This window comes from Ectothiorhodospira mobilis (assembly GCF_900114895.1).
Taxonomy (GTDB): domain Bacteria; phylum Pseudomonadota; class Gammaproteobacteria; order Ectothiorhodospirales; family Ectothiorhodospiraceae; genus Ectothiorhodospira; species Ectothiorhodospira mobilis_A.
On record NZ_FOUO01000002.1, the window covers coordinates 215,328 to 240,389 of the forward strand.

Below are 25,062 nucleotides of genomic sequence, written 5' to 3' on the forward strand. Positions count from 1 at the left end.
TGCCGCCCCGGGCGGGGTGGCGGCGGGGTTCAGTCCTCCCGGTAGTGGTCGTGGCAGGCCTTGCAGCTCTGTCCCACGGCCCCGATCTGGCGGCGGATGTCCCCCTCGGGGGCCTCGCTTTGCACCAGTTCCGCCAGGGTGGCGGCGGCCTGTTCGAAGTCGGAGGCCTTGGACTCGAAGCCCTCACGGTCCGTCCACACCTCCGCCAGGGCCTCGCTGTCCCCCATGTCCGAGCCTTCGACAAAGCCCTGCCAGGGCATGTCCGCCACCCGGTTCAGCTGTTGGGCGTACAGGGCCGCCTTCTCCCGGTCGAAGGGCATCTTGCCCTGGGCCATGGCCCCCAGGGGACCCATGTTCCATTTGAAGACCTCGAACACCGCCTGGCGGTATTCAATGGCCTCCTTGGGCTCCACCGCCTGGACGGCGCTGGCGCTCAGGGCCAGCAGGGTGCCGGTGATCAGGGCCTTGGTTGCGATTCTCATGCGGGATACCTCCGATGTTCCTTCGTTGAATGTCCGCAGGGAGTGTAGCAGTTGCACAGACCCTCACCGTGAAAGGCCCCCGAACTGTGACGGCTTACCCGAGCGGCGGATTCGGGTATGCTTGCGGCCATGGAACTGCGCTGCATCACCTTCGATCTGGACGACACCCTCTGGGCGTGCGCCCCCGTGATCCGCCGGGCGGAGTATGCCTTCCATGCCTGGCTGGAGGCGCATTACCCGCGCATCACCCAGCGCCTGGACGCAGAGGCCCTGATCCGCCACCGCCAGGACTGGTTCTCCCCCCGTGCCCACCGCTACCCCGACCTGACGGTGCTGCGCAAGGAGTGGCTGCAGGAGCTGGCGCGGCAGTACGGTTACGACGGGGACCTGGTGGAGCCGGGTTTCCGGGTCTTCTGGGACGCCCGCAATGAGGTGGAGCTATTCGACGCGGTGATGGACACCCTGGAGGCCCTGTCGCGGCACTACCGCCTGGGGGCCATCACCAACGGCAACGCCGATGTGCACCGCATCGGCATCGGCGGCTTCTTCGATTTCGTGGTGACCGCCTCCCGCACCGGGGCGGCCAAGCCTGCGGCGGAGATCTTCACCGCCGCCCTGGACGAGGCCGGGGTGGCGGCCGGTGAGGCCCTGCACGTGGGGGATGATCCGGAGCGGGACGTGAAGGGGGCGGCCCGGGTGGGGATGCGCACCGCCTGGGTGAACACCCACCTGGCCCCGTGGCCCGGGGGGCCCTACCCCGATCTCATGGTGCGGGGCGTGGGGGAGCTGCCGGGGCGCCTGGCGGCCCTGGGCTGGCACCGGGCCGGGACCGCCGCCGGCGACTAGTCCTGCGCATCCAGCAGCGGTTCCAGTTCCGGCCAGACGGTGTCCAGCATGCGCGCCTGGGCCCGGGCGGTGGGATGGATCCCGTCCGGCTGCATCATGCCCGCCTCCAGGGCCACCCCCTCCAGCAGGAAGGGCACCAGGGGCACGTCCTGGGACTCCGCCAACTGGTGGTAGATGCCGTGGAACCTCTCGGCGTAGCGCCTGCCCAAGTTGGGCGGCACGCGGATCCCCACCAGCAGGACCCGGGCACCGGCCTTGCGGGCGGTGCCCACCAGGGCCTCCAGGTTGTCCCGCGCCTCGTCCGGGGAGATGCCCCGCAGGCCGTCGTTGCCCCCCAGGGCAAGGACCACCACCTGGGGTTCATGGCGTTGCAGCAGTGCGGGCAGGCGGCTCAGGCCGCCGCGGGTGGTCTCGCCGCCGGCGCTGGCGTTGACCACCCGCCAGGGCGGATCGCGCCGTTCCAGGCGATCCGCCAGCAGGGCCACCCAACCGGCCTCCAGGGGGATGCCGTGGGCGGCGCTGAGGCTGTCCCCCAGCACCAGCAATGTGGGACGGTCCATCGCCATGACCGGGGCAATGGCCAGAATAGGCAGGGCCAGACAGGCCATGATCAGCAGCATCAGGAGTCGTGAACGCATGGTATCCGAGTCTTCCAGTCCTGTGGTGCAGGCAAGGGGTCTCGCCCGGTGGATCCCGGGCCCCGAGGGGCCCGTGTCCATTCTAGCGGGCGTGGATCTGGATGTGGCCGCAGCCGAGGCGGTGGCCATCCTGGGCACCTCCGGTTCCGGCAAGTCCACCCTGCTGGGGCTGCTGGCGGGGCTGGACTCCCCCTCCGCGGGGGAGGTGCATCTGCTGGGCACGGCCCTCTCCGCCCTGGATGAGGACGGGCGCGCGGCCCTGCGGGCCGGGCGCGTGGGCTTCGTGTTCCAGTCGTTCCAGTTGCTGCCCGCCCTCACGGCCCTGGAGAACGCCATGCTGCCCCTGGAGCTGGCGGGGCGGGGTGCCGGTGCCCGCAGCGTGGCGCGGCAGGCCCTGGAGCGGGTGGGTCTGGCCCATCGCCTGGGGCACTATCCCCACCAGCTCTCCGGCGGTGAGCAGCAACGGGTGGCCATCGCCCGCGCCTTCGCTCCGGGGCCCCGGGTGTTGTTCGCCGATGAACCCACCGGCAACCTGGATCGCCATACCGGGGAGCGGGTGGTGGATCTGCTCTTCGATCTGCGCGCGGCGGATGGCACGGCCCTGGTGATGGTGACCCATGACCCGGACCTGGCGGCCCGCTGCGAACGCAGCTACCGCCTCGACGACGGTGTGCTGGGGGCGGCATGAGCGAGATCCTGCGGGAATCCCTGCGGGCCCTGGGGCGGGAATGGCGTTCCGGGGCCCCGGGCATCCTGGTGCTCGCCCTGGTGGTGGCGGTGGGGGCGGTGACCTCGGTGGGGCTGTTCACGGACCGCGTCCAGGGGGCGGTGGACCTTCAGGCGGCGGCCCTGCAGGGCGCCGACCTGGTGATCAGCGCACGGCAGCCGCCGCCGGAGAACCTGGCGCAACGGGCCCGCCGCATGGGGCTGGAGACGGTGCGCACGGCCGAGTTCCGCAGCGTGCTCTTCCACGGCGAGCGTACCCAGCTGGCGGAACTCATGGCGGTGGAGGCAGGCTGGCCCCTGCGGGGTACGGCCCGGGTGGCCGATGCACCCTTTGCCAAGGACCGTCCGGCCCGGGGCGTCCCGGGCCCCGGTGAGGCCTGGGCCCAGGCCCCGCTGTTGCAGCGCCTGGGTGTGGACCTGGGGGCGCGCCTGGAGGTGGGGGATGCCACCCTGACCCTCACCCGGGTGATCACCGACGAGCCGGGGCGGGGCGGATCGCTCTTCCAGATGGCGCCGCGGCTGCTGTTCAACCACGCCGATCTGGCGCGCACGGGCCTGATCGTGCCCGGCAGCCGCGTGGACCACCGCCTGCTGCTGGCCGGGCCGGCGGATGCGATCCAGGCCTTTCATGCCTGGGCCGAAACCCGGGTGGAGGAGGGCACGCAGATCCGGGGCGTGGACGATGCCCGGCCGGAACTGCGCCGGGCCATCGACCGCAGCCGCCGTTTCCTGGGCCTGGCGGCGCTGATGGCCGTGCTGCTGGCCGGGGCGGCGGTGGCCGTGGCCGCCCGCCATGACAGCGCCCGCCAGGCCGATGCCGTGGTGGTGATGCGCTGCCTCGGGGCCTCGCGGCGGCGGGTGACGGCGGTGTTCGCCCTGCGCATGCTGTGGATCGTGCTCCTGGCCGGGGCCGCCGGCATCATTCTGGGGGCCCTGGCCCAGGCGGGCCTGGCGGCCCTGGTATCGGACTGGTTCGGTACGGCCTTGCCGGCGCCGTCCCTGCGGCCGCTCCTGCTGGGGCTGGGGGTGGCGGCCATCACCGCCCTGGGATTCGCCCTGCCGCCGCTGCTGACCCTGGGGGGCGTGCCGCCCCTGCGGGTCCTGCGCCGGGATCTGGCGCCCCCCACCCCTTCGGCCTGGCTGGTGGCGGGATTCGCCCTGATGGCCTTCGGCGCACTGGTGTTCTGGCAGGCGGGGGACCCGGCCCTGGCGGGCTGGGTGCTGGCGGGGACCCTGGGACTGCTGACGGTGCTGCTGGGGGTGGCCTGGGCCCTGGTGCGGGTGCTGGGCCGGCTGCGCACCGGCGGCGGGGTAGCCCTGCGCTTCGGCCTGGCCAACCTGGCCCGCCGCGGCGGGGTGAGCGCCCTGCAACTGGCGGCCTTCGGCGTGGGCATCATGGCCCTGCTGCTGCTGGCCGTGGTGCGGGTGGACCTGCTGGCCACCTGGGAGGGGCAGTTGCCGGAGGCGGCCCCGGATCATTTCCTCATCAACGTGCAGCCGGACCAGGTGGCGCCCATTCAGGACCTGTTCCGGGAGTCCGAACGATCCGCCCCGGAGTTCCATCCCCTGATCCGGGCACGTCTGGTGGCCATCGATGGGGAGACGGTGCACGCCGAGGCCTTCGCCCCGGGGCGGGCCCGCCGACTGGCCACGCGGGAGTTCAACCTCTCCCATGCCCGCACACTGCAGGCGGACAACCGCATCGTGGCGGGGCAGTGGTGGGGGGCGGACGGGAGCCCGCCCGGTTTCTCCGTGGAGGCGGATCTGGCCCGGACCCTGGGGATCGCCCTGGGGGACACCCTCACCTTCCGGGTGGAGGGGGAACGGGTCTCGGCCCCGGTCACCAGCCTGCGGCAGGTGGAATGGGATTCCTTCAACGTCAACTTCTTCGTCCTGGCCTCGCCGGGGCTGCTGGAGGGCTACACCCCCAGCTTCGTCAGCAGCTTTTACCTGGGGGAGGCCGCTGAGGGGCTGCTTACGGATCTGGCACGCCGGTTCCCCAGCGCCACGGTGCTGGACGTGGGGGCCCTGCTGGATCGCATCCGGCGCATCGTGGATCGGGCCACCCTGGCGGTGGAATACGTCTTCCTGTTTACCCTGGCGGCGGGCCTTACGGTGCTGCTGGCCGCCATCCATGCCACCCGGGACCTGCGCCGCCGGGAAACGGCGGTGCTGCGCACCCTGGGGGCCACCCGGGGACAGATCCGCGCCGGTCTGCTGGCGGAATTCCTGGTCCTGGGCGCGCTGGCGGGGCTGCTGGCCGCCGCCGGGGCCAGCGCCGGCGGTGTCCTCTTGGCCACCCGGGTCTTCGAACTCCCCTACGGCCCGGATCCCCTGGTGTGGATCCTGGGCGTGGGCGGTGGGGCCCTGGGGGTGGGCCTGGCCGGCTGGCTGGGGGTGCGCCCGGTGCTGCGCCAACCCCCGCTGTGGACCCTGCGGGGTCCTGCCTGAGCGGCCCGCCTTCGCCCCGCATCGCCCATTCTTCGACGGACGGATATACTCTGCGCCCATGCGGCATACGCAATACGATAAGACCCCCCTGGGGGAGCAGCCCCTGGAGGCCCTGCTGGAGCGCTTTGCCCCGGTGGACACACCCCAGGACCCGCGCCTGGGGGAGGCCCTGAGCCTGGCCCTGCGGCCCTGCCATCGTGAGCCCACCCAACCCCATTGCCTGGACGTGGCGGAGAACCTGCGGGTGCTGGGGGCGGACATGGACACCCTGATCGCGGCCATGCTGCTGGACGCCCACATGGACGGCTCCCTGGGGGATGAGGCCATCCGTGAGCACTACGGCGAGGCCGTGGCCTGTCTGGTGCGCAACGTGCACCTGCTGACCCACTTCAAGCGCTCCGCCAGTCAGGTGCAGAGCACCCCCGAGCAGGCGGAGCGCCTGCGGCGGATGCTGCTGGCCATGGTGGACGATGTGCGCGCCGTGCTCATCAAACTGGCCTACCGGCTGCAGCACCTGCGCCTGGTGGCGGCCGAGCCCGATGACCTGGCCCGGGCCATTGCCCAGGAGACCCTGGAGATCTTCGCGCCCCTGGCCAACCGCCTCGGGGTGGCCCAGCTCAAGTGGGAGATGGAGGACCTCTCCCTGCGCATCACCCAGCCGGAGGAATACCGGCGCATCGCGGCACTCCTGGAGGAAAATCGAACCGAAAGAGAGCGTTATATTGTGGACTTCATTGATCAGTTGAAGTCCATGCTGCATCAGGAGGGGATCCCGGCGGAGGTGCGGGGGCGCCCCAAGCACATCTACAGCATCTGGAAAAAGATGCAGCGTAAGAACCTGGAATTCCACGATCTTTACGACCTGCGGGCGGTGCGGGTGATCGTGGGCCGGGTCTCCGCCTGCTACGCCGTGCTGGGGGTGGTGCACGGGGCCTGGCCGCATATCCCCAAGGAGTTCGACGACTATATCGCCAACCCCAAGGACAATGGCTACCAGTCCCTGCACACGGCGGTGCTCGGCCCCGAGGGCAAGGTGGTGGAGGTGCAGATCCGCACCCGCGACATGGACAGTTTCGCGGAACTGGGGGTGGCCGCCCACTGGCGCTACAAGGAGGGCGGTCCGGAGGATCAGGCCATGACCCGGGCCATCGCCTCCCTGCGCCGGCTGCTGGAGAACCAGGAGAGCGACCGGGACCTTCTGGACAGCTTTCGCTCGGAGCTCTTCCAGGACCGGGTCTTCGTGCTCACCCCCCGTGGGGACGTGATGGACCTGCCCAAGGGGGCCACGCCCCTGGATTTTGCCTATGCGGTGCACACCGAGGTGGGACACCATTGCCGGGGCGCCAAGGTGAACGGGCGCATCGTGCCGCTCACCTACGAACTGCGCTCCGGCGAGCGGGTGGAGATCTTCACCAGCCGCACCGGCGGTCCCAGCCGCGACTGGATCAACCCCAACATGGGCTACCTGCGCACCTCCCGCGCCCGCGCCAAGGCCCGCAGCTGGTTCCGCCAGCAGGACCGGGAGAAGAACCTGGCGGAGGGCCGCGCCGTGCTGGAGCGGGAGGCCCAGCGCATGGGGGTGCAGCAGCCGGACATGGACGAGCTCATGCGCCGCTTCCACCAGCCCAGCCGGGAGGAGCTGCTGGTGGCCATCGGCGCCGGGGACATCACCCCCGCCCAGCTGGCCGCCGCCATGCAGGTGCCCATCGAGCCCACGGCGGAGGAGACCCTGGTGGGCCGCCACGGCCGTCAGGGCCCTCCGGATGACCGTGAAGGGGGGCAGGGGATCCGCATCCGCGGCGTGGGCAACCTGCTCACCCAGATGGCCCGGTGCTGCCGGCCCGTGCCCGGGGATCCGGTGATCGGCTACATCACCCGGGGCAAGGGGGTCACCATCCACCGCCGGGACTGCGTCAACATCCTGCACATGCCGGCGGAAAAACGCCACCGCCTGGTGGAGGTCTCCTGGGGCGACGATCACCGCGCCTACCCGGTGTGCATCCACCTGGAGGCCTTCGACCGTCAGGGGCTGTTGCGGGACATCACCCAGGTGCTGGCCAACGAGCGGGTGAATGTCCTCTCCGCCTCTACCCGCACCGATCCCGCGGAGAACACCGTGACCATGGATCTGACCATGGAGATCACCGGCACCGACCAGCTCAGCGCCGTCATGGACAAGATCGGGGCGGTGTCCAACGTCTTCACCGTGCGCCGGACCTCCAGCAGTTGAATTCCACCCCCGTGAACCGGCCCGAACCCAAGATGCCTCAGCGTGCCATGAACATCCCCCCCCCTCCATCTCCCCATCCTGCTGTTCCTGCTGCTGGCCGGGGGCTGCAGTACCGCCCCCTACCGCTGGCCGCAGGAATCCGCCGGCGGGGGCCAAACCCCGCCGCAACCGGCAGCCGATGCCGGTGACTCGACCGAACAACGGACCGATCCCGAGCCGGCGCAGGAGGAACCGGGGCAGGAGCGCGTGTCCACGCCCATGCCCGCCATCGCCCGTGCCCCGGTGGAGGAGACACCCGCCGCAGCCCAACAGCCCCCGCTGCCGGCGGTGGCGGCCCTGACCCAAGATGCCGACCGGCATCGCCGGGCCGGGGATCTGGACGCGGCCGCGGCCAGTCTGGAGCGGGGTCTGCGCATCGCCCCGCGGGATCCCCGCCTCTGGCAGCGGCTGGCACAGGTGCGCCTGGAGCAGGGGGATGCCCGGCAGGCGGAGGAACTGGCCCGGCGGTCCCTGGGCCTTTCCGGCGCCAACACGGCGCTGCGCATCCGCAACTGGGAGATCGTCGCCCAGGCCCGGCGCCTGCAGGGCGACGGCGAAGGGGCAAGACGCGCCCTGGAACGGGCTCGTGGGCTGCGCTCGGGAGAGACGGGTTGAGTGCCTCGCCAGCGGATCTTTTGGGGGCGGACGGCCCCCTGGCACGGACCCTGGAGCGCTTCGCCCCGCGGGAATCCCAGCAGCGCATGGCCGATGCGGTGGGCGCCGCCATGGGCGACGGGGAGACCCTGGTGGTGGAGGCCGGCACCGGCGTAGGCAAGACCTTCGGCTACCTGGTGCCCGCCCTGCTGCATGGCGGCAAGGTGCTCCTCTCCACCGGCACCCGCAACCTGCAGGATCAGCTCTATCACAAGGACCTGCCCCTGGTGCGCCGCGCCCTGGGGGTGCATGCCCGCATCGCCCTGCTCAAGGGCCGGGCCAATTACCTGTGCCCCCACCGCCTGGCCCTGGCGGTGGCCGAGGGACGCCAGCTGGAGCCGCGGCTGCGCCAGCCCCTGGCGCAGGTGCAGGCCTGGGCGGAGCGCACCCGCAGCGGCGATATCGCCGAACTCCAGGGCCTGGGGGAGGACGCGGAGATCTGGCCGCGGGTGACCTCCACCACGGACAACTGCCTGGGCACCGACTGCCCGGAGTACGATCGCTGCTGCGTGGCCCAGGCCCGCCGCCGGGCCCAGGAGGCGGATGTGGTGGTGATCAACCATCACCTGCTCATGGCGGACCTGGCCCTGCGGGAGGAGGGGTTCGCGGAACTGCTGCCCTCCGCCGACGCCTTCGTCCTGGACGAGGCCCATCAGCTGCCGGATGTGGCCGGCAGCTTCTTCGGCACCACCGTGAGCGCGCGCCAGTTGGTGGACCTGTCCCGGGACTGCCTGGCGGAACTGGTACGGGAGGCCCCGGACGTGCCCGAGCTGCGCACCCGGGCCGACGCCCTGGGGGATGGGGTCAAGGCCTTCCGGCTGGTCCTGGGCGGCGGGCTGGAGCGCCGTGCCTGGGAGGCCGTGGCGGATCGGGATGAGGTGCAGACCGGCCTGGAGGAGCTGGAGACGGCCTTGCGGGAGTTGGCCGAGGGCATGGAGGCGGTGGCCGACCGGGCCAAGGGTCTGGAGTCCTGCGCCCGCCGCGCCCGGGACCACCTGCAACGTCTGCAGCGTTTCCGCGACCCCCCGTCGGACGAGGTGCCCTGGTATGAGACCTGGACACGCACCTTTGCCCTGCACCTGACGCCCCTGGACGTGGCCTCGGTCTTCGCGCAGCGCCGCGCGGCCTGTGCCAGCGCCTGGGTCTTCACCTCCGCCACCCTCTCCGTGGACGGCCGCTTCGACCATTTCAACCGGCGCATGGGCCTGGGCAGGCCCCGGGAACTGTTGCTGGACAGCCCCTTCGATTACGCGAACCAGGCCCGGGTCTACCTGCCTCGGCCCATGCCCGAACCCAATGCCCCCGGCTTCACCCGGGCGGTGGTGGACACGGCCCTGCCGCTGATCCGGGCCAACCCCGGGGGGACCTTCCTGCTGTTCACCAGTCTCAGGGCCCTGCGCGAGGCGGCGGAACTCCTGGCCCAGGGCCTGCAGGACCGGGAGCTCCTGGTCCAGGGCAACGGCCCCCGGGGGCTGCTGCTGGAGCGTTTCCGGGAGGCGGGTAACGCGGTGCTCCTGGGCTCCCATAGCTTTTGGGAGGGGGTGGACGTGCGCGGCGATGCCCTGAGCTGTGTGGTCATCGACCGTCTGCCCTTCGCCGCCCCCGGGGATCCGGTGCTGGAGGCGCGCATGGCCGCCATCCGTGAGCGGGGCGGCAACCCCTTCCGCGACCTGCAACTGCCCCAGGCGGTGATCGCCCTGAAGCAGGGGGCCGGGCGCCTGATCCGGGACAGTCACGATCAGGGGGTCTTGATCCTGTGTGATCCTAGAATCCAGACAAAGAGTTACGGAAAGATCTTCATGAAAAGTCTACCCCCCATGGGCCGGGTCTCGGGCCCGCAAGAGGTGATCCGGTTCCTGCAGGAGGGGGCCTGATGGAGCCGCAAACCGCGAAGATCCTGGCCCTGGAGACGGCCACTGAGGGCTGCTCCGCCGCCCTCTGGGTGGACGGCACCGTCACCCAGCGCTTCGAGGTGATGCCCCGGGCCCATGCCCGCCTCATCCTGCCCATGATGGATGCCCTGCTGGCCGAGGCGGGGCTGACACTGAAGGATCTGGACGCCCTGGCCTTCGGCCGGGGGCCAGGGGCCTTCACCGGGGTGCGGGCGGCCGTCGGCGTGGTGCAGGGGGCGGCCTTTGCCGCGGACCGGCCGGTGGTGCCCGTGTCCACCCTGGCGGCCCTGGCGCAGCAGGCGGTGGATGCCGGGGCCTCCCGGGTGCTGGCGGCCCTGGATGCCCGCATGGGCGAGGTCTATTGGGGCGCCTTCGAGGCCCGGGAGGGGCTGGCCCGGGCCGTGGCCGAGGAATGTGTGTGCCCGCCAGAGTCGGTTCCCGTGCCCGCCGTCCCGGGTTGGACCGCCGTGGGGCGGGGCTGGACGGCCTACGGCGAGGCCCTGTTGCGGCGTCTGGAGGGGCGCGTCGATGCCCTGCCGCAGGCAGACTGCATCCCCCGCGCCGCCGAGGTGGCGCGGCTGGCGGTGGGGGAATGGACCCAGGGCCGCGTCGTCTCCGCGGAGTCGGCCCTGCCGGTGTATCTTCGGGACCGGGTGGCCGAGCCTCCCCGGGAGGCCAGGTGATGAGCGGGGAGAAAAGGGCATTGCATGAACAGGACACCCCGCCGCTTCAGGGGCGCATCCGCAGTCAGCCGGAGGATTTTCGCGTGGATGAGCTGCCGGCCACGGCGCCGGAAGGGGAGGGGGAGCACCTGTGGCTGCGGGTGCGCAAGACGGGTCTGAACACCGAGCAGGTGGCGTCGATGCTGGCCCGGGCCGCAGGGGTGGGGCGCCGGGCCGTGGGCTATGCGGGCCTGAAGGACCGTCAAGCGGTGACCACCCAGTGGTTCAGCCTGCACCTGCCGGGCATGGCGGACCCGCACTGGGGGGACCATCTGCCGCCGCAGGTGGAGGTGCTGGAGGCGGCGCGTCACCGGCGCAAGCTGCAGATCGGACACCTGGCCGGGAACCGCTTCCACCTGCGGGTGCGGGCCTGTGACGGGGATCGGGAGGCGGCCGAGGCTCGCTTGGCCGCCATGGCCCGCGGCGGTGTGCCCAACTTCTTCGGGCCGCAGCGCTTCGGCCGCGACGGGGACAACCCGGCCAAGGCCGCCGCCCTGTTCCAGGGCCAACTGCGGGTGCGGGACCGCAAGCTGCGGGGGCTCTATCTCTCCGCCGCCCGCGCCCTCCTGTTCAACGACCTGCTGCGGCGCCGGGTGGCGGACGGCACCTGGGACCGGGCCCTCATCGGCGATGCCCTGCAGCTGGACGGCCGTGGCAGTTTCTTTGTGCACCAGGGGGAGGACCCCACGGTGGATGCCCGCGTGGCAGACCTGGACTTGCATCCCACGGGCCCCCTCTGGGGGCGGGGGACATCCCCGGTGGAAGGGGCGGTGGCCGCGCTGGAGTCGGAGGTGGCGGCGCAGCACCCCGTACTGGCCCGGGGTCTGGAGGAGGCCGGCCTGCGCCAGGAGCGCCGGCCGCTGCGGCTGCGGGTGGAGGGACTGGCCTGGGACTGGCCCCAGGAGGATATCCTGGAACTGGCCTTCACCCTGGGCCCCGGGGGCTATGCCACCACGGTGCTGGCCCGGGTGATGCGGCTCGAGGAGGGGGAGTAACCCCCGGGTCGGCTCAGCCCAGCAGGCCGCTGGTGTCGCCGCCGCTCAGCTCCCGCAGGGCATTGCGGTCGTGGAGGTAGACCACCCCCGCCTTTTCGGAGAGGTACCCGCGGCGTTTCCAGTCGGCGAAGAAGCGGCTCACCGTCTCCACCGTCAGTCCCAGCAGTTCACCGGTCTCGGTGCGGGAGAGGGGCAGGGGCATGTCGTCGTGGCCGCCGGTGCGTTCGTTCCAGAAGAGCAGGAAGGTGGCCAGGCGTTCGCTGGCCTTCTTGGTGCCCAGTTCCACGGCGAGCATCTCCACCTGCTGCAGGGCGGCGGCCCAACGGGCGAGCAGGGCGTGGTTCAGGGCCGGGTTGTCCGCCTGGAGGCGCTTGAGCACCGTCAGGGGCAGGCGGCACACCTGCACCGGGGTGAGGGTGGTGGCGGTGTGGTTGTAGCGCTGGCCCAACATGCACTCCAGGCCCATCACGTCCCCGCGGGTGAGCAGGCGCAGGATCTGTTCGCGCCCGTTCATGGCGGTGCGGGTGAGCTTGATGACCCCGTCCTTGAGGGTGTAGGAGGCACTGGCCTCGGCGTTCTCCCGGTAGAGGACCTCCCCGGCCGGGATCACCAGGTTCTCCGCCGGGTTGTTCAGGCGCCGCACCGCCTCTTCGGGCAGGGCGCCGAACAGGCTCTCATCCCGTACCGGGCAGCTCAGGCAGTCGTTGTCCATCAGCGGGGCGGGTTTGCGCGGGCCTGCGCCTCGGGGTCTCTTACGGTCCACTGCGGGCATCTCCCCCCGGGGGATTGGATTGCATGAATTGGCCAATGGTCAAAGCACCTCTGGTTGCGCCTGCACAATACCCGGTGGCCCGTTCCTACGGGGTCCGGGCGTCGCGGGGCGGATGCCGCCTCCATGCCCTCGCCCGACTACCTGACCATCATACCATGTTATTCCGGATTCGCGGGGCCGCCGGGTCCTTGAAAAATCGCCTGCGGATCGTCAGTCTTTGAGGCGCAGCAGGACCAGTACGGCTCCGGTCCCACCTTGATTGCGGGGGGCGGAGCAGTAGGCCAGGACCTCGGCCCGCCGGCGCAGGCACTGGGCCACGAGCCCCTTGAGCACCGGCCCCCGGTTGCTGGATCCCCGCCCCTTGCCGTGCACGATGCGCACACAGCGCAGCCGCCGCTCGCGGGCGTGGGCGAGGAATTCCGCCAGGGCCTCCCGGGCCTGGACGGAGGAGAACCCATGGAGATCCAATTCGGCGGCGATGCGGTAATGCCCACGGCGCAGCTTGCGAAAGACCTGGTGCTGCACCCCCTCCTGCGCGAAGCTCAGCTCGTCCCCCGGCTGCACCTCCGTCCCGGGAAAGGGGTCATCCCGCAATTCCTCCAGCACCTGCAGCCGTTCCCGCTCGGTCTGCCGGGGGCGCGGGGGCGGCGGCGCGGGGCGGGCCCTGTGCCGGCCACCGCGCACGGGATGAACCGGTCCCACGGCGGCGCGGAACAGGGCGCTGTCGTCTTCGGGGGGGTCCTCGGGGGGCATGGGGCTCCTCGCTCCGGGGTGCCTCGGGGATGGGGCCGGGGCATCGTACCCTGCGATGGACCCGGCGTTTCCAGTATATTAGCGAAATGACCCAACAGTGATTCAATATGCGCATCCTGCTCAGCAACGATGATGGTGTCCACGCGCCCGGACTGCAGACCCTCTCCCGGGCCCTCAAGGAACGGGCCGAGGTCACCGTCGTGGCCCCGGACCGGGACCGTAGCGGCGCCAGCAACTCCCTGACCCTCATCCGTCCCCTGCGGGCCCATACCCTGGACAACGGCGATATCCGCGTGGACGGCACCCCCACCGACTGCGTCCACCTGGCCATCACGGGCCTGCTGGAGCAGGAGCCGGACATGGTCATCTCGGGGATCAACGCCGGGGCCAATCTGGGGGACGACGTGCTCTACTCCGGCACCGTGGCGGCGGCCATGGAGGGGCGTTTTTTGGGGCTGCCGGCCATCGCCGTCTCCCTGGCGGGCGCACCCCCCGTGCATCATTACGACACGGCGGCGCGCGTGGTGCTGGACTTGCTGCAGCGGCTGCACGACATCCCGTTGCCCTCGGACACCATCCTCAACGTGAACGTCCCGGACCTGCCCTGGGAGGAGCTGCAGGGCTATCAGTCCACCCGTCTGGGGCACCGCCACAAGGCGGAGCCGGTGACCCGTTCCACGGATCCCCGGGGTCATCCCATCTACTGGGTGGGCCCCTCGGGGCCGGAGCAGGACGCGGGGGCGGGCACGGATTTCCATGCCATCCGCTGCGGCTATGTCTCCGTCACCCCCATCCAGGTGGACCTGACCCGCTACGAAGCCATGGATACGGTCTCCCGCTGGCTGGCGGAGGAACGGGCTTGAACCACGAGGTCGCGGGCATCGGCATGACCTCCCAGCGGGCCCGGGACCGCCTCGCCCGGCGCCTGGAGTCCCTGGGGATCCGGGATATGCGCGTGCTGGAGGTGATGCGCACCACGCCCCGGCACCTGTTCGTGGACGAGGCCCTGGCCCATCAGGCCTACGAGAACACCGCCCTCCCCATCGGCTTCGGCCAGACCATCTCCCAGCCCTGGATCGTGGCGCGCATGACCGAGGCCCTGCTGGCCCACGACCCTGCGCCGGGGACCGTGCTGGAGGTGGGTACCGGTTCGGGCTACCAGGCCGCCGTCCTCGCCCGGCTCGCCGGGCGCGTGGTGAGCCTGGAACGCATCCGTGCCCTGCAGCGCCGGGCCCGGGAGGTGCTCAGCAGCCTGGGCCTGCACAACATCAGCCTGCGCCATACCGACGGCAGTCAAGGCTGGGCGGAGAACGCCCCCTACGACGCCATCCTGCTCACCGCCGCCCCGCGGCAGGTGCCCGAGTCCCTCCTGCAGCAGTTGTCCCCCGGGGGACAACTGCTGGCCCCGGTGGGGGAGGAGGGGGGCAGCCAGTGCCTGGTGCGCATCATCCGCACCGCCTCCGGTTGGACCCGGGATGACCTGGGCCCGGTCAGCTTCGTGCCCCTGCTGCCGGGAGAGGTGCAGTGAAGCTGTTCGGTCCCCTCTACGACCGGGTGATGGGATGGTCCCGTCACCCCCGGGCCCCACGGTACCTGGCCGCCCTATCGTTCGCGGAATCCTCCTTCTTCCCGGTCCCTCCGGACGTCATGCTGGCCCCCATGGCCGCGGCGCGGCCCGATCAGGGCATGCGCCTGGCCCTGATCACCACCCTGTTTTCCGTCCTGGGCGGGCTGGCCGGTTATCTGCTGGGCCATCTCGCCTTCGAGGCCATCACCCCCTGGATCGTCCAGGCGGGTCACGGCGGGCAACTGGAGCGGGCCCGGGACTGGTTCGGCCAGTGGGGGGTCTGGGTGGTACTGGTGGCGGGGTTTTCCCCCATCCCGTACAAGCTGTTTACCCTCACCGCCGGGGCCATGGCCATGCCGCTGGCCCCGTTTATGCTGGCCTCCTTCCTCGGCCGGGGTGCCCGTTTCTTTGCCGTGGCCCTGATCATCGCCGCCCTGGGTCCCCGCATCGAACCCCGTCTGCGCCCGTACATGGAGTGGATCGGCTGGTCCACGGTGGCGCTGCTGGCCGTGGCGGTGCTCATCTACCAGGTGCAGGGGTAGACAGGAGGCCGTGATGGGGAAGGTGCTGGCAGCCCTGGTCCTCGGTGTGGCGCTGACCGGGTGCAGTCTGGTGCCGTATATGGAGGATCCCGGCTTCCGTTCCGGTTACTACACCGTCCGCCGTCACGAGACCCTCTACTCCATCGCCTGGCGCTACGGCCTGGAATGGCGGGAACTGGCCCGCTGGAACGGCATCGATGCCCCCTATACCATCTACCCTGGGCAGCGTCTGCGCATGAATCCCCCGGCCGGTGGCGGGACGGCGTCCCACCCCAAGGTGGCCACCGGGGGAGACCGGAGCCATTCCGTTCCCGGCCGGGGCGGACCGCAACGGGAGACGTCGCGACGCACCGCCCCATCGGCATCCCCCCCCACATCCAGGCCTACGCCAACGGCCGACTCGGCCCCCTCCGATCCCAACGACCAACAGACCGCCATCCGCTGGCAATGGCCCACCCGTGGGGAGGTGGTGCGAAGCTTTCCCCGGGAGGATACGGCCAAGCGCGGCATCGGCATCTCCGGGCAGAAGGGGCAGCCGGTGCGTGCCGCCGCCGGGGGGCGTGTGGTCTACAGCGGAAGTGGACTTGTCGGATACGGCAAGCTTATCATTGTCAAACACGATCAACGCTATCTGAGCGCATATGCTCACAATGACAAAATCCTTGTAAAAGAAGGGGTTGAAGTCCGGGCAGGAGAAGAGATTGCATTGATGGGGGAGACCGGAACCGACCGCCCCATGCTGCATTTCGAGATCCGCAAGGATGGGGAACCGGTGGATCCGCTGAACTACCTGCCTGACCGTTGAGAGGGGCGCGGCAGCCCCGCACAGGAGGTCCCATGCCGAGAAGGCGAGACGATACCCCGGGGCAGCGGGCCCATGAGGTCCTGGACGAAGACCCTGTGGCCCGGGAATCCGACGAGGAAGAGGGGGACGTCGCCCGGGAGGGCAAGGAGGCGCTCCTGGAGGGAGAGGCAGCGGAGGCGGAGGAGGCACCCGAGGTCTTCGCCGCCGGAGACGTGCCCAAGGGGGAGTTGGATGCCACGCGCATGTATCTCAGCGAGATCGAGTTCTCGCCCCTTCTGACCCCCGAGGAGGAGGTGTATTACTCCCGTCTGGCGCAGAAGGGGGACGAGCACGGCCGGCACAAGATGATCGAGTGTAACCTGCGCCTGGTGGTGAAGATCGCCCGCCGCTACATGAACCGCGGCCTGGCCCTGCTGGATCTCATCGAGGAAGGCAACCTGGGGCTGATCCGGGCCGTGGAGAAATTCGATCCCGAACGGGGTTTCCGCTTCTCCACCTACGCCACCTGGTGGATCCGGCAGACCATCGAACGGGCCATCATGAACCAGACCCGCACCATCCGGCTCCCCATCCACGTCATCAAGGAACTCAACGTCTATCTGCGGGCGGCCCGCCGGCTGGCCCAGGAGCTGGACCACGACCCCACGGCGGAGGAGGTGGCTCGTCATCTGGACAAGCCAGTGGAGCAGGTCAAGCGCATGATGGCCCTCTCCGAGCGCGTCACCTCCGTGGATCTGCCCATCAGTCGGGACGGTGACCGCCCCCTGCTGGACATGCTCCCGGACGAACAGACCCCCGAGCCCTCCGAACTGATCCAGGACGAGGACGTGGTGCACTACGTGGAGGAATGGCTGGGGGAGCTGGACGAGAAGCAGCGGGAGGTGATCGTGCGCCGCTTCGGTCTGCACGGCTTCGAGCGCTCCACCCTGGAACAGGTGGGCTTCGAACTGGGGGTGACCCGGGAGCGGGTGCGCCAGATCCAGATGGATGCCCTCAAGCGCCTGCGCCGGATCCTGGAGAGCCGGGGGTTTTCCGAGGAGAGCCTGCTGCAGAACTGAGCCGGGATCCTATCCCCGCCCGGGCATGAGCAGGGCCGCCGCCACCCTTCTTCCCTCGGCCATGATGAGATTATAGGTACGGCAGGCGGCGGGGGTGTCCATCACCTCCAGACCCACCCCCGCCTGCTGGAGCCGCAGGCGCACCTCCGGCTGCGGCCAGGCCAGATGATCCCCGGTGCCCAGGAGCACGATCTCCGGCCCCATCTCCAGGACGGGGGTGAAGGCGGCCCCGGAGAGATCCTGGGGTGCCCTCGGGGCCCAGTCCGTCAGCAATTGGTCCGGCATGACCACCAGACTCTGCCGGTGCACGGTCTCATTGACGCGCACCCCCCCCTGGCCATAGGCCGTGATGGCATACCTTCCCTCACCGTATTCCCGCGCCAGTCTCATGGCGCAGAAATTACCCCGCTCACGGGGTGCTGGCAAGGCCCCGCCCCGGTCCGGTTTCGGGGATGCGGGATCGCATTGACAGGCCCCCGCACCCTCAGTAGTGTTTTCCATTTCACCCCATCCATCCCGAACCTGTCCCGGAAACGCCCCGTGATCGACGAATTTCCCAGAATCAAGCGTCTGCCCCCCTATGTCTTCAATATCGTCAACGACCTGAAGGCCAAGGCCCGGGCCCGGGGGGAGGACGTCATCGATTTCGGGATGGGTAACCCCGACCAGCCCACGCCTTCCCATATCGTGGAGAAGCTGGTGGAGGTGGCGCGGCGCAACGACACCCACCGCTATTCCATGTCCCGTGGCATCCCGCGGCTGCGCCGCGCCGTGTGCCGTTGGTACAAGGACCGCTACGACGTGGACCTGGACCCGGAATCGGAAGCCATCGTCACCATCGGTTCCAAGGAGGGCCTGGCCCATCTGGCCCTGGCCACCCTGGGGCCCGGGGATGCCGTGCTGGTCCCCAACCCGGCCTATCCCATCCACCCCTACGGTTGCGTCATCGCCGGCGCCGATATCCGCCATGTGCCCCTGACGCCGGAGGTGGACTTCTTCGCCGAACTGCAGCGGGCCATCGAGGAGTCCTGGCCGCGGCCCAAGATGCTCATCCTCAACTTCCCGGCCAACCCCACCACCCAGTGCGTGGAGCTGGATTTCTTCGAGAAGGTGGTGGCCATCGCCCGGGAGCACAAGATCTGGGTGGTGCACGACCTGGCCTATGCCGAGATCGTCTTCGACGGCTACAAGGCCCCCTCCATCCTGCAGGTGCCCGGGGCCAAGGACGTGGCGGTGGAGTTCTACACCCTCTCCAAGAGCTATAACATGCCCGGTTGGCGCGTGGGCTTCATGTGCGGCAACCCCACCCTGGTCTCCGCCCTGGGCCGTATCAAGTCCTACCTGGATTACGGCACCTTCACCCCCATCCAGGTGGCCGCCATCGCCGCCCTGGAAGGGCCCCAGGACTGCGTCGAGGAGATCCGCCAGCTCTACCGCAGCCGCCGGGATGTGCTCTGCGACGGGCTCAACGCCCTGGGTTGGCCCGTGGAGAAGCCCAAGGCCACCATGTTCGTCTGGGCCCCCATCCCTGAGCAGTACCGTCACATGGGTTCCCTGGACTTCTGCAAGAAACTGCTGCGGGACGCCAAGGTGGCCGCCTCCCCGGGGATCGGCTTCGGCAGCCAGGGCGACGGACACGTGCGTTTCGGCCTCATCGAGAATGAGCACCGCACCCGTCAGGCCCTGCGGGGCATCAAGGCCATGCTCCGGGAAGACACCCGCGCCGCCCGCATCGCCTGAGTCCCCGTTTCCCTTCCAGGCCGTGCCGCCGGGGGCCTACCCGGGCGGCACATGCCCGTGCCCGCCCGGATGAATCGCCTCAAGGTTTTTCCCGGATGTGCGATACCCTTCACTGAATCTGTTCAAGCCTTGCGGCGCTGCGATAGCATGCGCCGGACACGATCGGGTTGATCCCCTTCTCCTTCGGGGGCCTATCTTTCGGAATCAAGGAGCATCTGCATGGCCAAGTCGATTCTTACGGTGGATGATTCGGCGTCCATCCGCCAGATGGTGTCGTTCACCCTCAAGGGGGCGGGCTACAGCGTGACCGAGGCGGTGGACGGGCAGGACGGCCTGGAAAAGGCCAGGGCCGGGAGTTTCAACCTCATTTTCACGGACCAGAACATGCCCCGCAAGGACGGGCTCACCCTCATCAAGGAATTGCGCAACCTGCCGCAATACCGGAATGTGCCGATCCTGATGCTCACCACCGAATCCAGTGAGGCCATGAAGTCCCAGGGGCGTTCCGCCGGGGCCACGGGGTGGCTGGTGAAGCCCTTCGACCCGCAGAAGCTGCTGGAGGTGGTGCGCAAGGTGATCGGCTGAGGACACCTACCCGAGTGCAGGGGAGTCAGGCATGACCATCGACATGAGCCAGTTCTACCAGGTGTTCTTCGACGAGACCGATGAACACCTCTCGGAGATGGAGAGCCTGCTCCTGGAACTGGACGTGGACCGGCCCGACCTGGAGAAGCTCAACGCCATCTTCCGGGCGGCCCATTCCATCAAGGGCGGCGCCGGCACCTTCGGATTTACCGATATGGCCCGGGTGACCCACGTCCTGGAGACCCTGCTGGACCGCCTGCGCAAGCAGGAGCTGAAACCCGCCGTGGAGATGGTGGACGCCTTCCTGGAGGCCGGGGATGTGCTCAAGGCCCAGCTGGAGGCCCACCGGGAGGGCGGGGAATACCAGGATGAGCGCATCGAACAGGTCTGCCACCACCTGGAGGCGCTGACGGCGGGGGAAAACCCTCCGGAGACGGACGCACCGGCCGGCGCCCTGGATACGGACCACCCCGCGTCATCCGGGGAAGACGCCCCCGCGGGTACGGGCTGGCGCATCCACTTCGATCCCGTGGCGGCGGGCATCGCCGAGTCCGACACCCTCAACGCCCTGGCCGACGGGATTGCGGAACTGGGGCGGCTGCAACGGGTGGACGAGGCCACCGGGCGGCCCTATCTGTGGGTGTTGACGACGGACGGCCCGCTTGCTGCGGAGCGCATCCTGGAAGTCTTCGATTTCATCTGCGATACACAGCACATCCAGATGGAGCCCCTGCCGGCATCCGGGGAATCCGCGGCCGCGGACCCCGGTTTTGGACTGTTCGATGCCGCCCCGGGGGTGCCAGGGGATACCGATGCGGATCCCGGGTACGGCCTGTTTGAGGACGCCCCCGGTGGCGGCGGTGAGGCGGGATCCGGGATGGCACCGGATGCAGTTGCGCAGGAGGCGGGGTACGGGTTCTTCACGGAGGCCCCCGGCAGCCCCGGGTCCAGCGGGGAGATCCAGGAGGGGGAGGGCTACGGTCTCTTCAGCGATGCCCCGGGCTCTGAACAGGTGCGCGCCCGGGACGAACAGGACCGGGCGGAAGCGGCCCGGGGATACGGGCTGTTCGATCCCTCCCCGGGCTATCCCGAAGGTGCCCGTGAAGGCGAAGGGGGCACGGGTGCTAAGGCCTCCGGCGGCGATGGCGTCAAGGGGAATGGCACCGCGTCAGCGGGCGCGGGCAAGACCCCGCCCCCTCCGGATGGGCAGGAACGCCGCCAGGGTTCCGGCGGTCCGCCGCGCAAGCCCGGCGGTGGGGATTCCTCCATCCGCGTGAGCGTGGAGAAGGTGGACCAGCTCATCAACCTGGTGGGGGAACTGGTCATCACCCACGCCATGCTGGCGGAGTCCGCCTCCCGGCTGGACCCGGTGGCCCATGAGAACATCTTCAACGGCCTCTCCAACCTGGAGCGCAACTCCCGGGACCTGCAGCAGGCGGTCATGTCCATCCGCATGATGCCCATCAGTTTCGTCTTCAACCGCTTCCCCCGGGTGGTGCGGGACACGGCGGCCAACCTGAAGAAGAAGGTCAGCCTGAAGTTGGTGGGGGAGGAAACCGAACTGGACAAGGGGCTCATCGAACGCCTGGCGGACCCCCTGAATCACCTGGTGCGCAACAGCATCGATCACGGTATCGAGTCCCCGGAGAAGCGGCGCGCCGCCGGCAAGTCCGAAACGGGGGAGATCACCCTGCGTGCCAGTCATCAGGGGGGCAATATCGTCGTGGAGGTGGCCGACGACGGCGGCGGCCTGAATCGCGAAAAGCTCCTGGCCAAGGCCGCGGAGCGGGGGGTGCCGGTAAGCGAGAACCCCTCGGACAAGGAGGTCTGGCAACTCATCTTCGCCCCCGGTTTCTCCACCGCGGACCAGGTCACGGACATCTCCGGCCGCGGCGTGGGCATGGATGTGGTGCGCCGCAATATCGAGCAGATGAACGGGCGCGTGGACATCGACTCGGCCCCGGGGCAGGGCACGCGCATCACCATCCGCCTGCCCCTGACCCTGGCCATCCTGGACGGCATGTCCGTGCGTCTGGGGGAGGAGATCTTCATCCTGCCGCTGACCGCCATCCGGGAATCCATCCAGCCGCGGCCGGAGCAGCTCAAGACCGTCTCCGGCCAGGGGCGGGTGCTGCAGGTGGGAGACGAGTACCTGCCCCTGATCCACCTCCAGGAGGTGTTCGACCTGGGCACCCCACCGCAAAGGATCGAGGACAGCATCATCGTGCTCGTGGACACGGGACAGGGGCGGGCCGCCCTGGTGGTGGAAGAGCTCCTGGCCCAGCAGCAGGTGGTGATCAAGAGCCTGGAGACCAATTACCGCAAGGTGGAGGGGGTGTCCGGTGCCACCATCCTGGGAGATGGCCGCGTGGCCCTGATCCTGGATGTGGATGAACTCCTCCGCCTGAGCCAGCGCACCGTCCGGCCCCGTCTATCCACCACAGCACGAGGGGATACCGCATGACCGAGGAACTGAAGGAACGGGCTGCCGTCACCACCGACGACAGCCGGGAATACCTCACGTTCACCCTGGGCGAGGAGGAATACGGCATCGACATCCTCAACGTCCAGGAGATCCGGGGCTACGACGCCGTCACCAAGATCGCCAACGCCCCCGACTTCATCAAGGGGGTGATCAATATGCGCGGGGTCATCGTCCCCATCATCGACATGCGCCTGAAGTTCAACCTGGGTGAGGTGGAGTACAACCAGTTCACCGTGGTGATCATCCTCAACGTCACCGGCCGGGTCATCGGCATGGTGGTGGACGGGGTGTCGGATGTGGTGGCCCTGCGCCAGGATCAGATCCGCCCCGCGCCGGAATTCGGGGCGGTGCTGGATACCGACTACATCGAAGGCCTGGCCACCCTGGATGAACGCATGGTGATCGTGGTGGACATCGAGCGCCTCATGTCCAGCAACGAAATGGGGCTGGTGGACCAAGTCCACCAGCAGCAGCAATCGGTCTGATCAACTCAAGGGAATCCCTCTCATGCGCTGGTTCAATAACATGCCCGCCGGGGTCAAGATCGGCCTGCTCAGCGGGGTGCTGCTGCTGTCCCTGGCCTATGCCATCTACGAGGCCTTCCTGGGCTTCAACCACTGGTCGGACTACTCCGAGCAGGTGCGCGACAACCGCCTGCCCTCCATCCAGGCCCTGGGGGCCCTGAACACCGAGCGCATGGCCATCCGCGCCCAGACCGTGGAGGTGCTGGACCAGGAGGAGGCCTATGACGATAAGACCGATCTGCGGGAGATCGCCCGGGAGCGTACCGAGTCCTGGCGGGTGATCGACGAGAACTGGGAACGGCTGCAGGGGATCCCGCGCCTGACGGAGACGGGCCGCCGCGCCATGGCGGAACTGGAGACCCGCTACCAGGACTGGCGGGAGATCTACGTGCAACTGGATCGCCTGCTGGCGCTTCTCATCAATACCCGGGAACCGGAGCGCTTTGACCGCCTCATGGTGGACTATCGCGAGACCATGGAGCGCATGGTCCCCATCTCCAATGCCATGGGTATGGCCCTTGAGGATCTGGTGGAGGGCAACATGCAACGGGCCTCCGCCCAGGCGGACGAGGCGGTGGTAACCTCCTCCAGCGAGATCCGCCAGCTCCTCTGGCTGTCCGCCCTGGCCATCCTGATTTCCCTGGCCCTGGCAGTGCTCACCATCCTGGGTCTGGCCAGACCCCTGCGCACCCTGGTGGAGCACTTTCATGCCATCGGCAACGGCGACTACGACCAGAAGATCCAGCAGGACCGGCGCGACGAGGTGGGCCAGGCCCTCAAGGGTCTGGCGGACATGCAGGCCAAACTCAAGGCGGATATCGGCAAGACCAAGCGCATGGCAGCCGAGAACCTGCGCATCCGCTACGCCCTGGACAGCGTTTCCTCCAATGTCATGGTCTCGGACGTGGAAGGGCAGATCATCTATGCCAACGATGCCGTCATCGGCATGTTCCGCCGCGGCGCCAATGAGATCCGCAAGGACCTGCCCAACTTCGATCCCGAGCAGGTGCGGGGGGGCAATGTGGACCTCTTCCACCGCAATCCCGGCCATCAGCGGCAGATGATGGAGGCCATGCGCAGCACCTACGAGACCGAGATCCGTATCGGTGGTCGCACCTTCAAGCTCATCGCCAATCCCATCTCCGACGACGAGGGCGAGCGCCTGGGCACGGTCATCGAATGGGCCGACCGCACCGAGGAGCTCAAGGTGGAGAACGAGGTGAGCACCCTTGTGGAGGGTGCGGTGAAGGGGGACTTCACCCGGCGGGTGGCCACCGAGGAGCTGGATGGCTTCTTCAAGCGGTTGGGGAGTGGCGTCAACACCCTCATGGAGAAGACGGCCACGGGCCTTGGCGAGGTGGCCAACGTGCTCAATGCCATCGCCCAGGGGGACCTCACGCGCCAGGTCACCGGCGACTACGAAGGCACCTTCGGCGAGCTCAAGCGGGATACCAACAACACCGCCGAGCGGCTGCGGGAACTCATCGGCCAGATCCAGGAATCGGTGGACGCCATCAACACGGCGGCCAAGGAGATCGCCTCGGGGAACACGGACCTGTCCCAGCGCACGGAGGAGCAGGCCTCCAGCCTGGAGGAGACGGCCTCCAGCATGGAGGAGCTCACCTCCACGGTGAAACAGACCGCGGACAACGCCCGCCAGGCCGACCAGCTCTCCGATACCGCCCGGGAGGTGGCCACCCGCGGCGGCGACAAGGCCAGGCAGGCCATGGAGTCCATGAAGGCCATCACCGAGAGCTCCGACAAGATCGGTGACATCATCACCGTGATCGACGGCATCGCCTTCCAGACCAATATCCTGGCCCTGAACGCGGCGGTGGAGGCGGCCCGTGCCGGGGAGCAGGGCCGGGGCTTTGCCGTGGTGGCCGGGGAGGTGCGCAATCTGGCGCAGCGCTCCGCCTCGGCGGCCAAGGAGATCAAGGCCCTCATCGCCGAGGATGCCGAGACCATCCAGACCGGCAGCCGGCAGGTCATGGAAGCGGGCGAGACCATGGAGGAGATCGTGGAGCAGGTGAAGCGGGTGTCGGATCTCATCGCCGAGATCGCGGCGGCGTCGGACGAGCAGAGTTCGGGCATCGAGCAGGTGAACTCGGCGGTGACGCAGATGGACGAGGTGACGCAGCAGAACGCCTCCCTGGTGGAGGAGGCGGCGGCCGCGGCCGAATCCCTGGAGGAGCAATCCCAGGGATTGGCCCGCGCGGTGAGTGTCTTCCGCCTGAGCGAGCAGCAGGGCTCCGGCGGACTGCCCGCTCCGGCGCGCCGGGAAACGCGGGCCCTCCCGGGCTCCGGATCCAAGGACACCGCCCATACCGCCCGGTCCGGAACGGGTCAGGCGGGCACATCGCGGCAACGAGCGGCCGGTCATCCGCCCCATCCTCAGGGGGGGAGCGGCACGGGCAAGTCCGCGCCGAAGGCCGGTGGCGGATCGGGTACGGGCAAGCCCGCCGCCGGTTCCCGCAAGGCCCCGCCGGCCGCTGCGGACGATGAATGGGAAGAGTTCTGATCCTTCAGGGGGGCTTGGGAGCTTGAAAGGGAACC

Annotated in this window: 23 protein-coding genes; 18 read left to right on the forward strand and 5 right to left on the reverse strand. The window is 69.3% G+C overall.

Features of this window, described 5'->3' with window-relative positions:
- Positions 1 to 29: 29 nt before the first annotated feature.
- The gene (locus BM214_RS02390; protein ID WP_090483596.1) at positions 30 to 482 is read right to left on the reverse strand and encodes a c-type cytochrome; all 453 of its coding nucleotides are present in this window, start codon (positions 480 to 482) and stop codon (positions 30 to 32) included.
- Positions 483 to 599: 117 nt separating this feature from the next.
- Here BM214_RS02390 and BM214_RS02395 point away from each other — a divergent pair, with 117 nt between their 5' ends.
- Positions 600 to 1,328 carry an HAD family hydrolase gene (locus tag BM214_RS02395; RefSeq protein ID WP_244887815.1) on the forward strand — a complete coding sequence of 243 codons (729 nt, stop codon included), beginning with the start codon at positions 600 to 602 and terminating at the stop codon, positions 1,326 to 1,328.
- Here BM214_RS02395 and BM214_RS02400 read toward each other — a convergent pair.
- Positions 1,325 to 1,966 carry an arylesterase gene (locus tag BM214_RS02400; RefSeq protein WP_090483597.1) on the reverse strand — a complete coding sequence of 214 codons (642 nt, stop codon included), beginning with the start codon at positions 1,964 to 1,966 and terminating at the stop codon, positions 1,325 to 1,327. The two genes, BM214_RS02395 and BM214_RS02400, sit on opposite strands and share 4 nt — an antisense overlap.
- Here BM214_RS02400 and BM214_RS02405 point away from each other — a divergent pair.
- The 7 genes from BM214_RS02405 (at position 1,965) to truD (ending at position 11,675) form a co-directional block, all read left to right on the forward strand.
- On the forward strand, positions 1,965 to 2,654 hold the full coding sequence (locus tag BM214_RS02405) for an ABC transporter ATP-binding protein (protein ID WP_090483598.1): 690 nt from the start codon (positions 1,965 to 1,967) through the stop codon (positions 2,652 to 2,654). The genes BM214_RS02400 and BM214_RS02405 overlap by 2 nt on opposite strands.
- On the forward strand, positions 2,651 to 5,143 hold the full coding sequence (locus BM214_RS02410; protein WP_090483599.1) for an ABC transporter permease: 2,493 nt from the start codon (positions 2,651 to 2,653) through the stop codon (positions 5,141 to 5,143). The genes BM214_RS02405 and BM214_RS02410 overlap by 4 nt, the downstream gene beginning before the upstream one ends.
- A 58-nt stretch (positions 5,144 to 5,201) precedes the next feature.
- On the forward strand, positions 5,202 to 7,373 hold the full coding sequence (gene relA / locus BM214_RS02415; protein ID WP_090483600.1) for a GTP diphosphokinase: 2,172 nt from the start codon (positions 5,202 to 5,204) through the stop codon (positions 7,371 to 7,373).
- 246 nt (positions 7,374 to 7,619) lie between these two features.
- The gene (locus BM214_RS02420; RefSeq protein WP_244887816.1) at positions 7,620 to 8,027 is read left to right on the forward strand and encodes a tetratricopeptide repeat protein; all 408 of its coding nucleotides are present in this window, start codon (positions 7,620 to 7,622) and stop codon (positions 8,025 to 8,027) included.
- Entirely contained in the window at positions 8,024 to 9,940 is a 1,917-nt protein-coding gene (yoaA, locus tag BM214_RS02425; RefSeq protein ID WP_244887817.1) for a DNA repair helicase YoaA, read from the forward strand. The genes BM214_RS02420 and yoaA overlap by 4 nt, the downstream gene beginning before the upstream one ends.
- The gene (gene tsaB, locus BM214_RS02430) at positions 9,940 to 10,641 is read left to right on the forward strand and encodes a tRNA (adenosine(37)-N6)-threonylcarbamoyltransferase complex dimerization subunit type 1 TsaB (RefSeq protein WP_090483602.1); all 702 of its coding nucleotides are present in this window, start codon (positions 9,940 to 9,942) and stop codon (positions 10,639 to 10,641) included. The genes yoaA and tsaB overlap by 1 nt, the downstream gene beginning before the upstream one ends.
- Positions 10,641 to 11,675: a tRNA pseudouridine(13) synthase TruD gene (gene truD, locus BM214_RS02435; protein ID WP_090483603.1), complete on the forward strand. Its 1,035-nt coding sequence runs from the start codon at positions 10,641 to 10,643 to the stop codon at positions 11,673 to 11,675. The genes tsaB and truD overlap by 1 nt, the downstream gene beginning before the upstream one ends.
- A gap of 13 nt (positions 11,676 to 11,688) precedes the next feature.
- On the opposite strand, the gene BM214_RS02440 is transcribed toward truD, so the two are convergent.
- Both BM214_RS02440 and BM214_RS02445 read right to left on the reverse strand, forming a co-directional pair.
- On the reverse strand, positions 11,689 to 12,438 hold the full coding sequence (locus tag BM214_RS02440; protein WP_177217559.1) for a Crp/Fnr family transcriptional regulator: 750 nt from the start codon (positions 12,436 to 12,438) through the stop codon (positions 11,689 to 11,691).
- A gap of 219 nt (positions 12,439 to 12,657) precedes the next feature.
- Entirely contained in the window at positions 12,658 to 13,200 is a 543-nt protein-coding gene (locus tag BM214_RS02445) for a Smr/MutS family protein (protein WP_090483605.1), read from the reverse strand.
- A 107-nt stretch (positions 13,201 to 13,307) separates the two neighbouring features.
- Between BM214_RS02445 and surE the strand changes: the two genes are divergently transcribed.
- Genes surE through rpoS form a run of 5 tightly spaced genes read left to right on the forward strand, consistent with a single transcriptional unit; the run spans position 13,308 to position 17,172 of the window.
- Positions 13,308 to 14,063, forward strand: coding sequence for a 5'/3'-nucleotidase SurE (gene surE / locus BM214_RS02450; protein WP_090483606.1), 756 nt, complete (start codon positions 13,308 to 13,310; stop codon positions 14,061 to 14,063).
- Between the two features lie 23 nt (positions 14,064 to 14,086).
- Positions 14,087 to 14,728, forward strand: a complete 642-nt coding sequence (locus tag BM214_RS02455; RefSeq protein WP_425319150.1) for a protein-L-isoaspartate(D-aspartate) O-methyltransferase — start codon at positions 14,087 to 14,089, stop codon at positions 14,726 to 14,728.
- The gene (locus tag BM214_RS02460; protein ID WP_090483608.1) at positions 14,725 to 15,309 is read left to right on the forward strand and encodes a YqaA family protein; all 585 of its coding nucleotides are present in this window, start codon (positions 14,725 to 14,727) and stop codon (positions 15,307 to 15,309) included. Before BM214_RS02455 ends, BM214_RS02460 begins: the two co-directional genes overlap by 4 nt.
- A 13-nt stretch (positions 15,310 to 15,322) precedes the next feature.
- Positions 15,323 to 16,114 (forward strand): peptidoglycan DD-metalloendopeptidase family protein, encoded by a 792-nt coding sequence (locus BM214_RS02465; protein ID WP_090483609.1) that lies wholly within the window; start codon positions 15,323 to 15,325, stop codon positions 16,112 to 16,114.
- 32 nt (positions 16,115 to 16,146) lie between these two features.
- A complete protein-coding gene (gene rpoS, locus BM214_RS02470; RefSeq protein WP_090483610.1) occupies positions 16,147 to 17,172 on the forward strand; it encodes an RNA polymerase sigma factor RpoS in 1,026 nt (341 codons plus the stop codon).
- Positions 17,173 to 17,181: 9 nt separating this feature from the next.
- On the opposite strand, the gene BM214_RS02475 is transcribed toward rpoS, so the two are convergent.
- Entirely contained in the window at positions 17,182 to 17,562 is a 381-nt protein-coding gene (locus BM214_RS02475; protein WP_090483611.1) for an Mth938-like domain-containing protein, read from the reverse strand.
- 150 nt (positions 17,563 to 17,712) lie between these two features.
- On the opposite strand from BM214_RS02475, the gene alaC reads away from it, so the two are divergent.
- From alaC to BM214_RS12930, 5 genes are all read left to right on the forward strand, one after another.
- Complete coding sequence (alaC, locus tag BM214_RS02480) at positions 17,713 to 18,912, forward strand: alanine transaminase (protein ID WP_090483612.1); 1,200 nt, start codon at positions 17,713 to 17,715, stop codon at positions 18,910 to 18,912.
- 219 nt (positions 18,913 to 19,131) lie between these two features.
- Complete coding sequence (locus BM214_RS02485; protein ID WP_090483613.1) at positions 19,132 to 19,497, forward strand: response regulator; 366 nt, start codon at positions 19,132 to 19,134, stop codon at positions 19,495 to 19,497.
- A gap of 31 nt (positions 19,498 to 19,528) precedes the next feature.
- Positions 19,529 to 21,961, forward strand: a complete 2,433-nt coding sequence (locus BM214_RS02490; protein ID WP_090483614.1) for a chemotaxis protein CheW — start codon at positions 19,529 to 19,531, stop codon at positions 21,959 to 21,961.
- The gene (locus tag BM214_RS02495; protein WP_090483615.1) at positions 21,958 to 22,467 is read left to right on the forward strand and encodes a chemotaxis protein CheW; all 510 of its coding nucleotides are present in this window, start codon (positions 21,958 to 21,960) and stop codon (positions 22,465 to 22,467) included. Before BM214_RS02490 ends, BM214_RS02495 begins: the two co-directional genes overlap by 4 nt.
- A 22-nt stretch (positions 22,468 to 22,489) precedes the next feature.
- On the forward strand, positions 22,490 to 25,027 hold the full coding sequence (locus BM214_RS12930; protein WP_143096333.1) for a methyl-accepting chemotaxis protein: 2,538 nt from the start codon (positions 22,490 to 22,492) through the stop codon (positions 25,025 to 25,027).
- Positions 25,028 to 25,062: the final 35 nt, after the last annotated feature.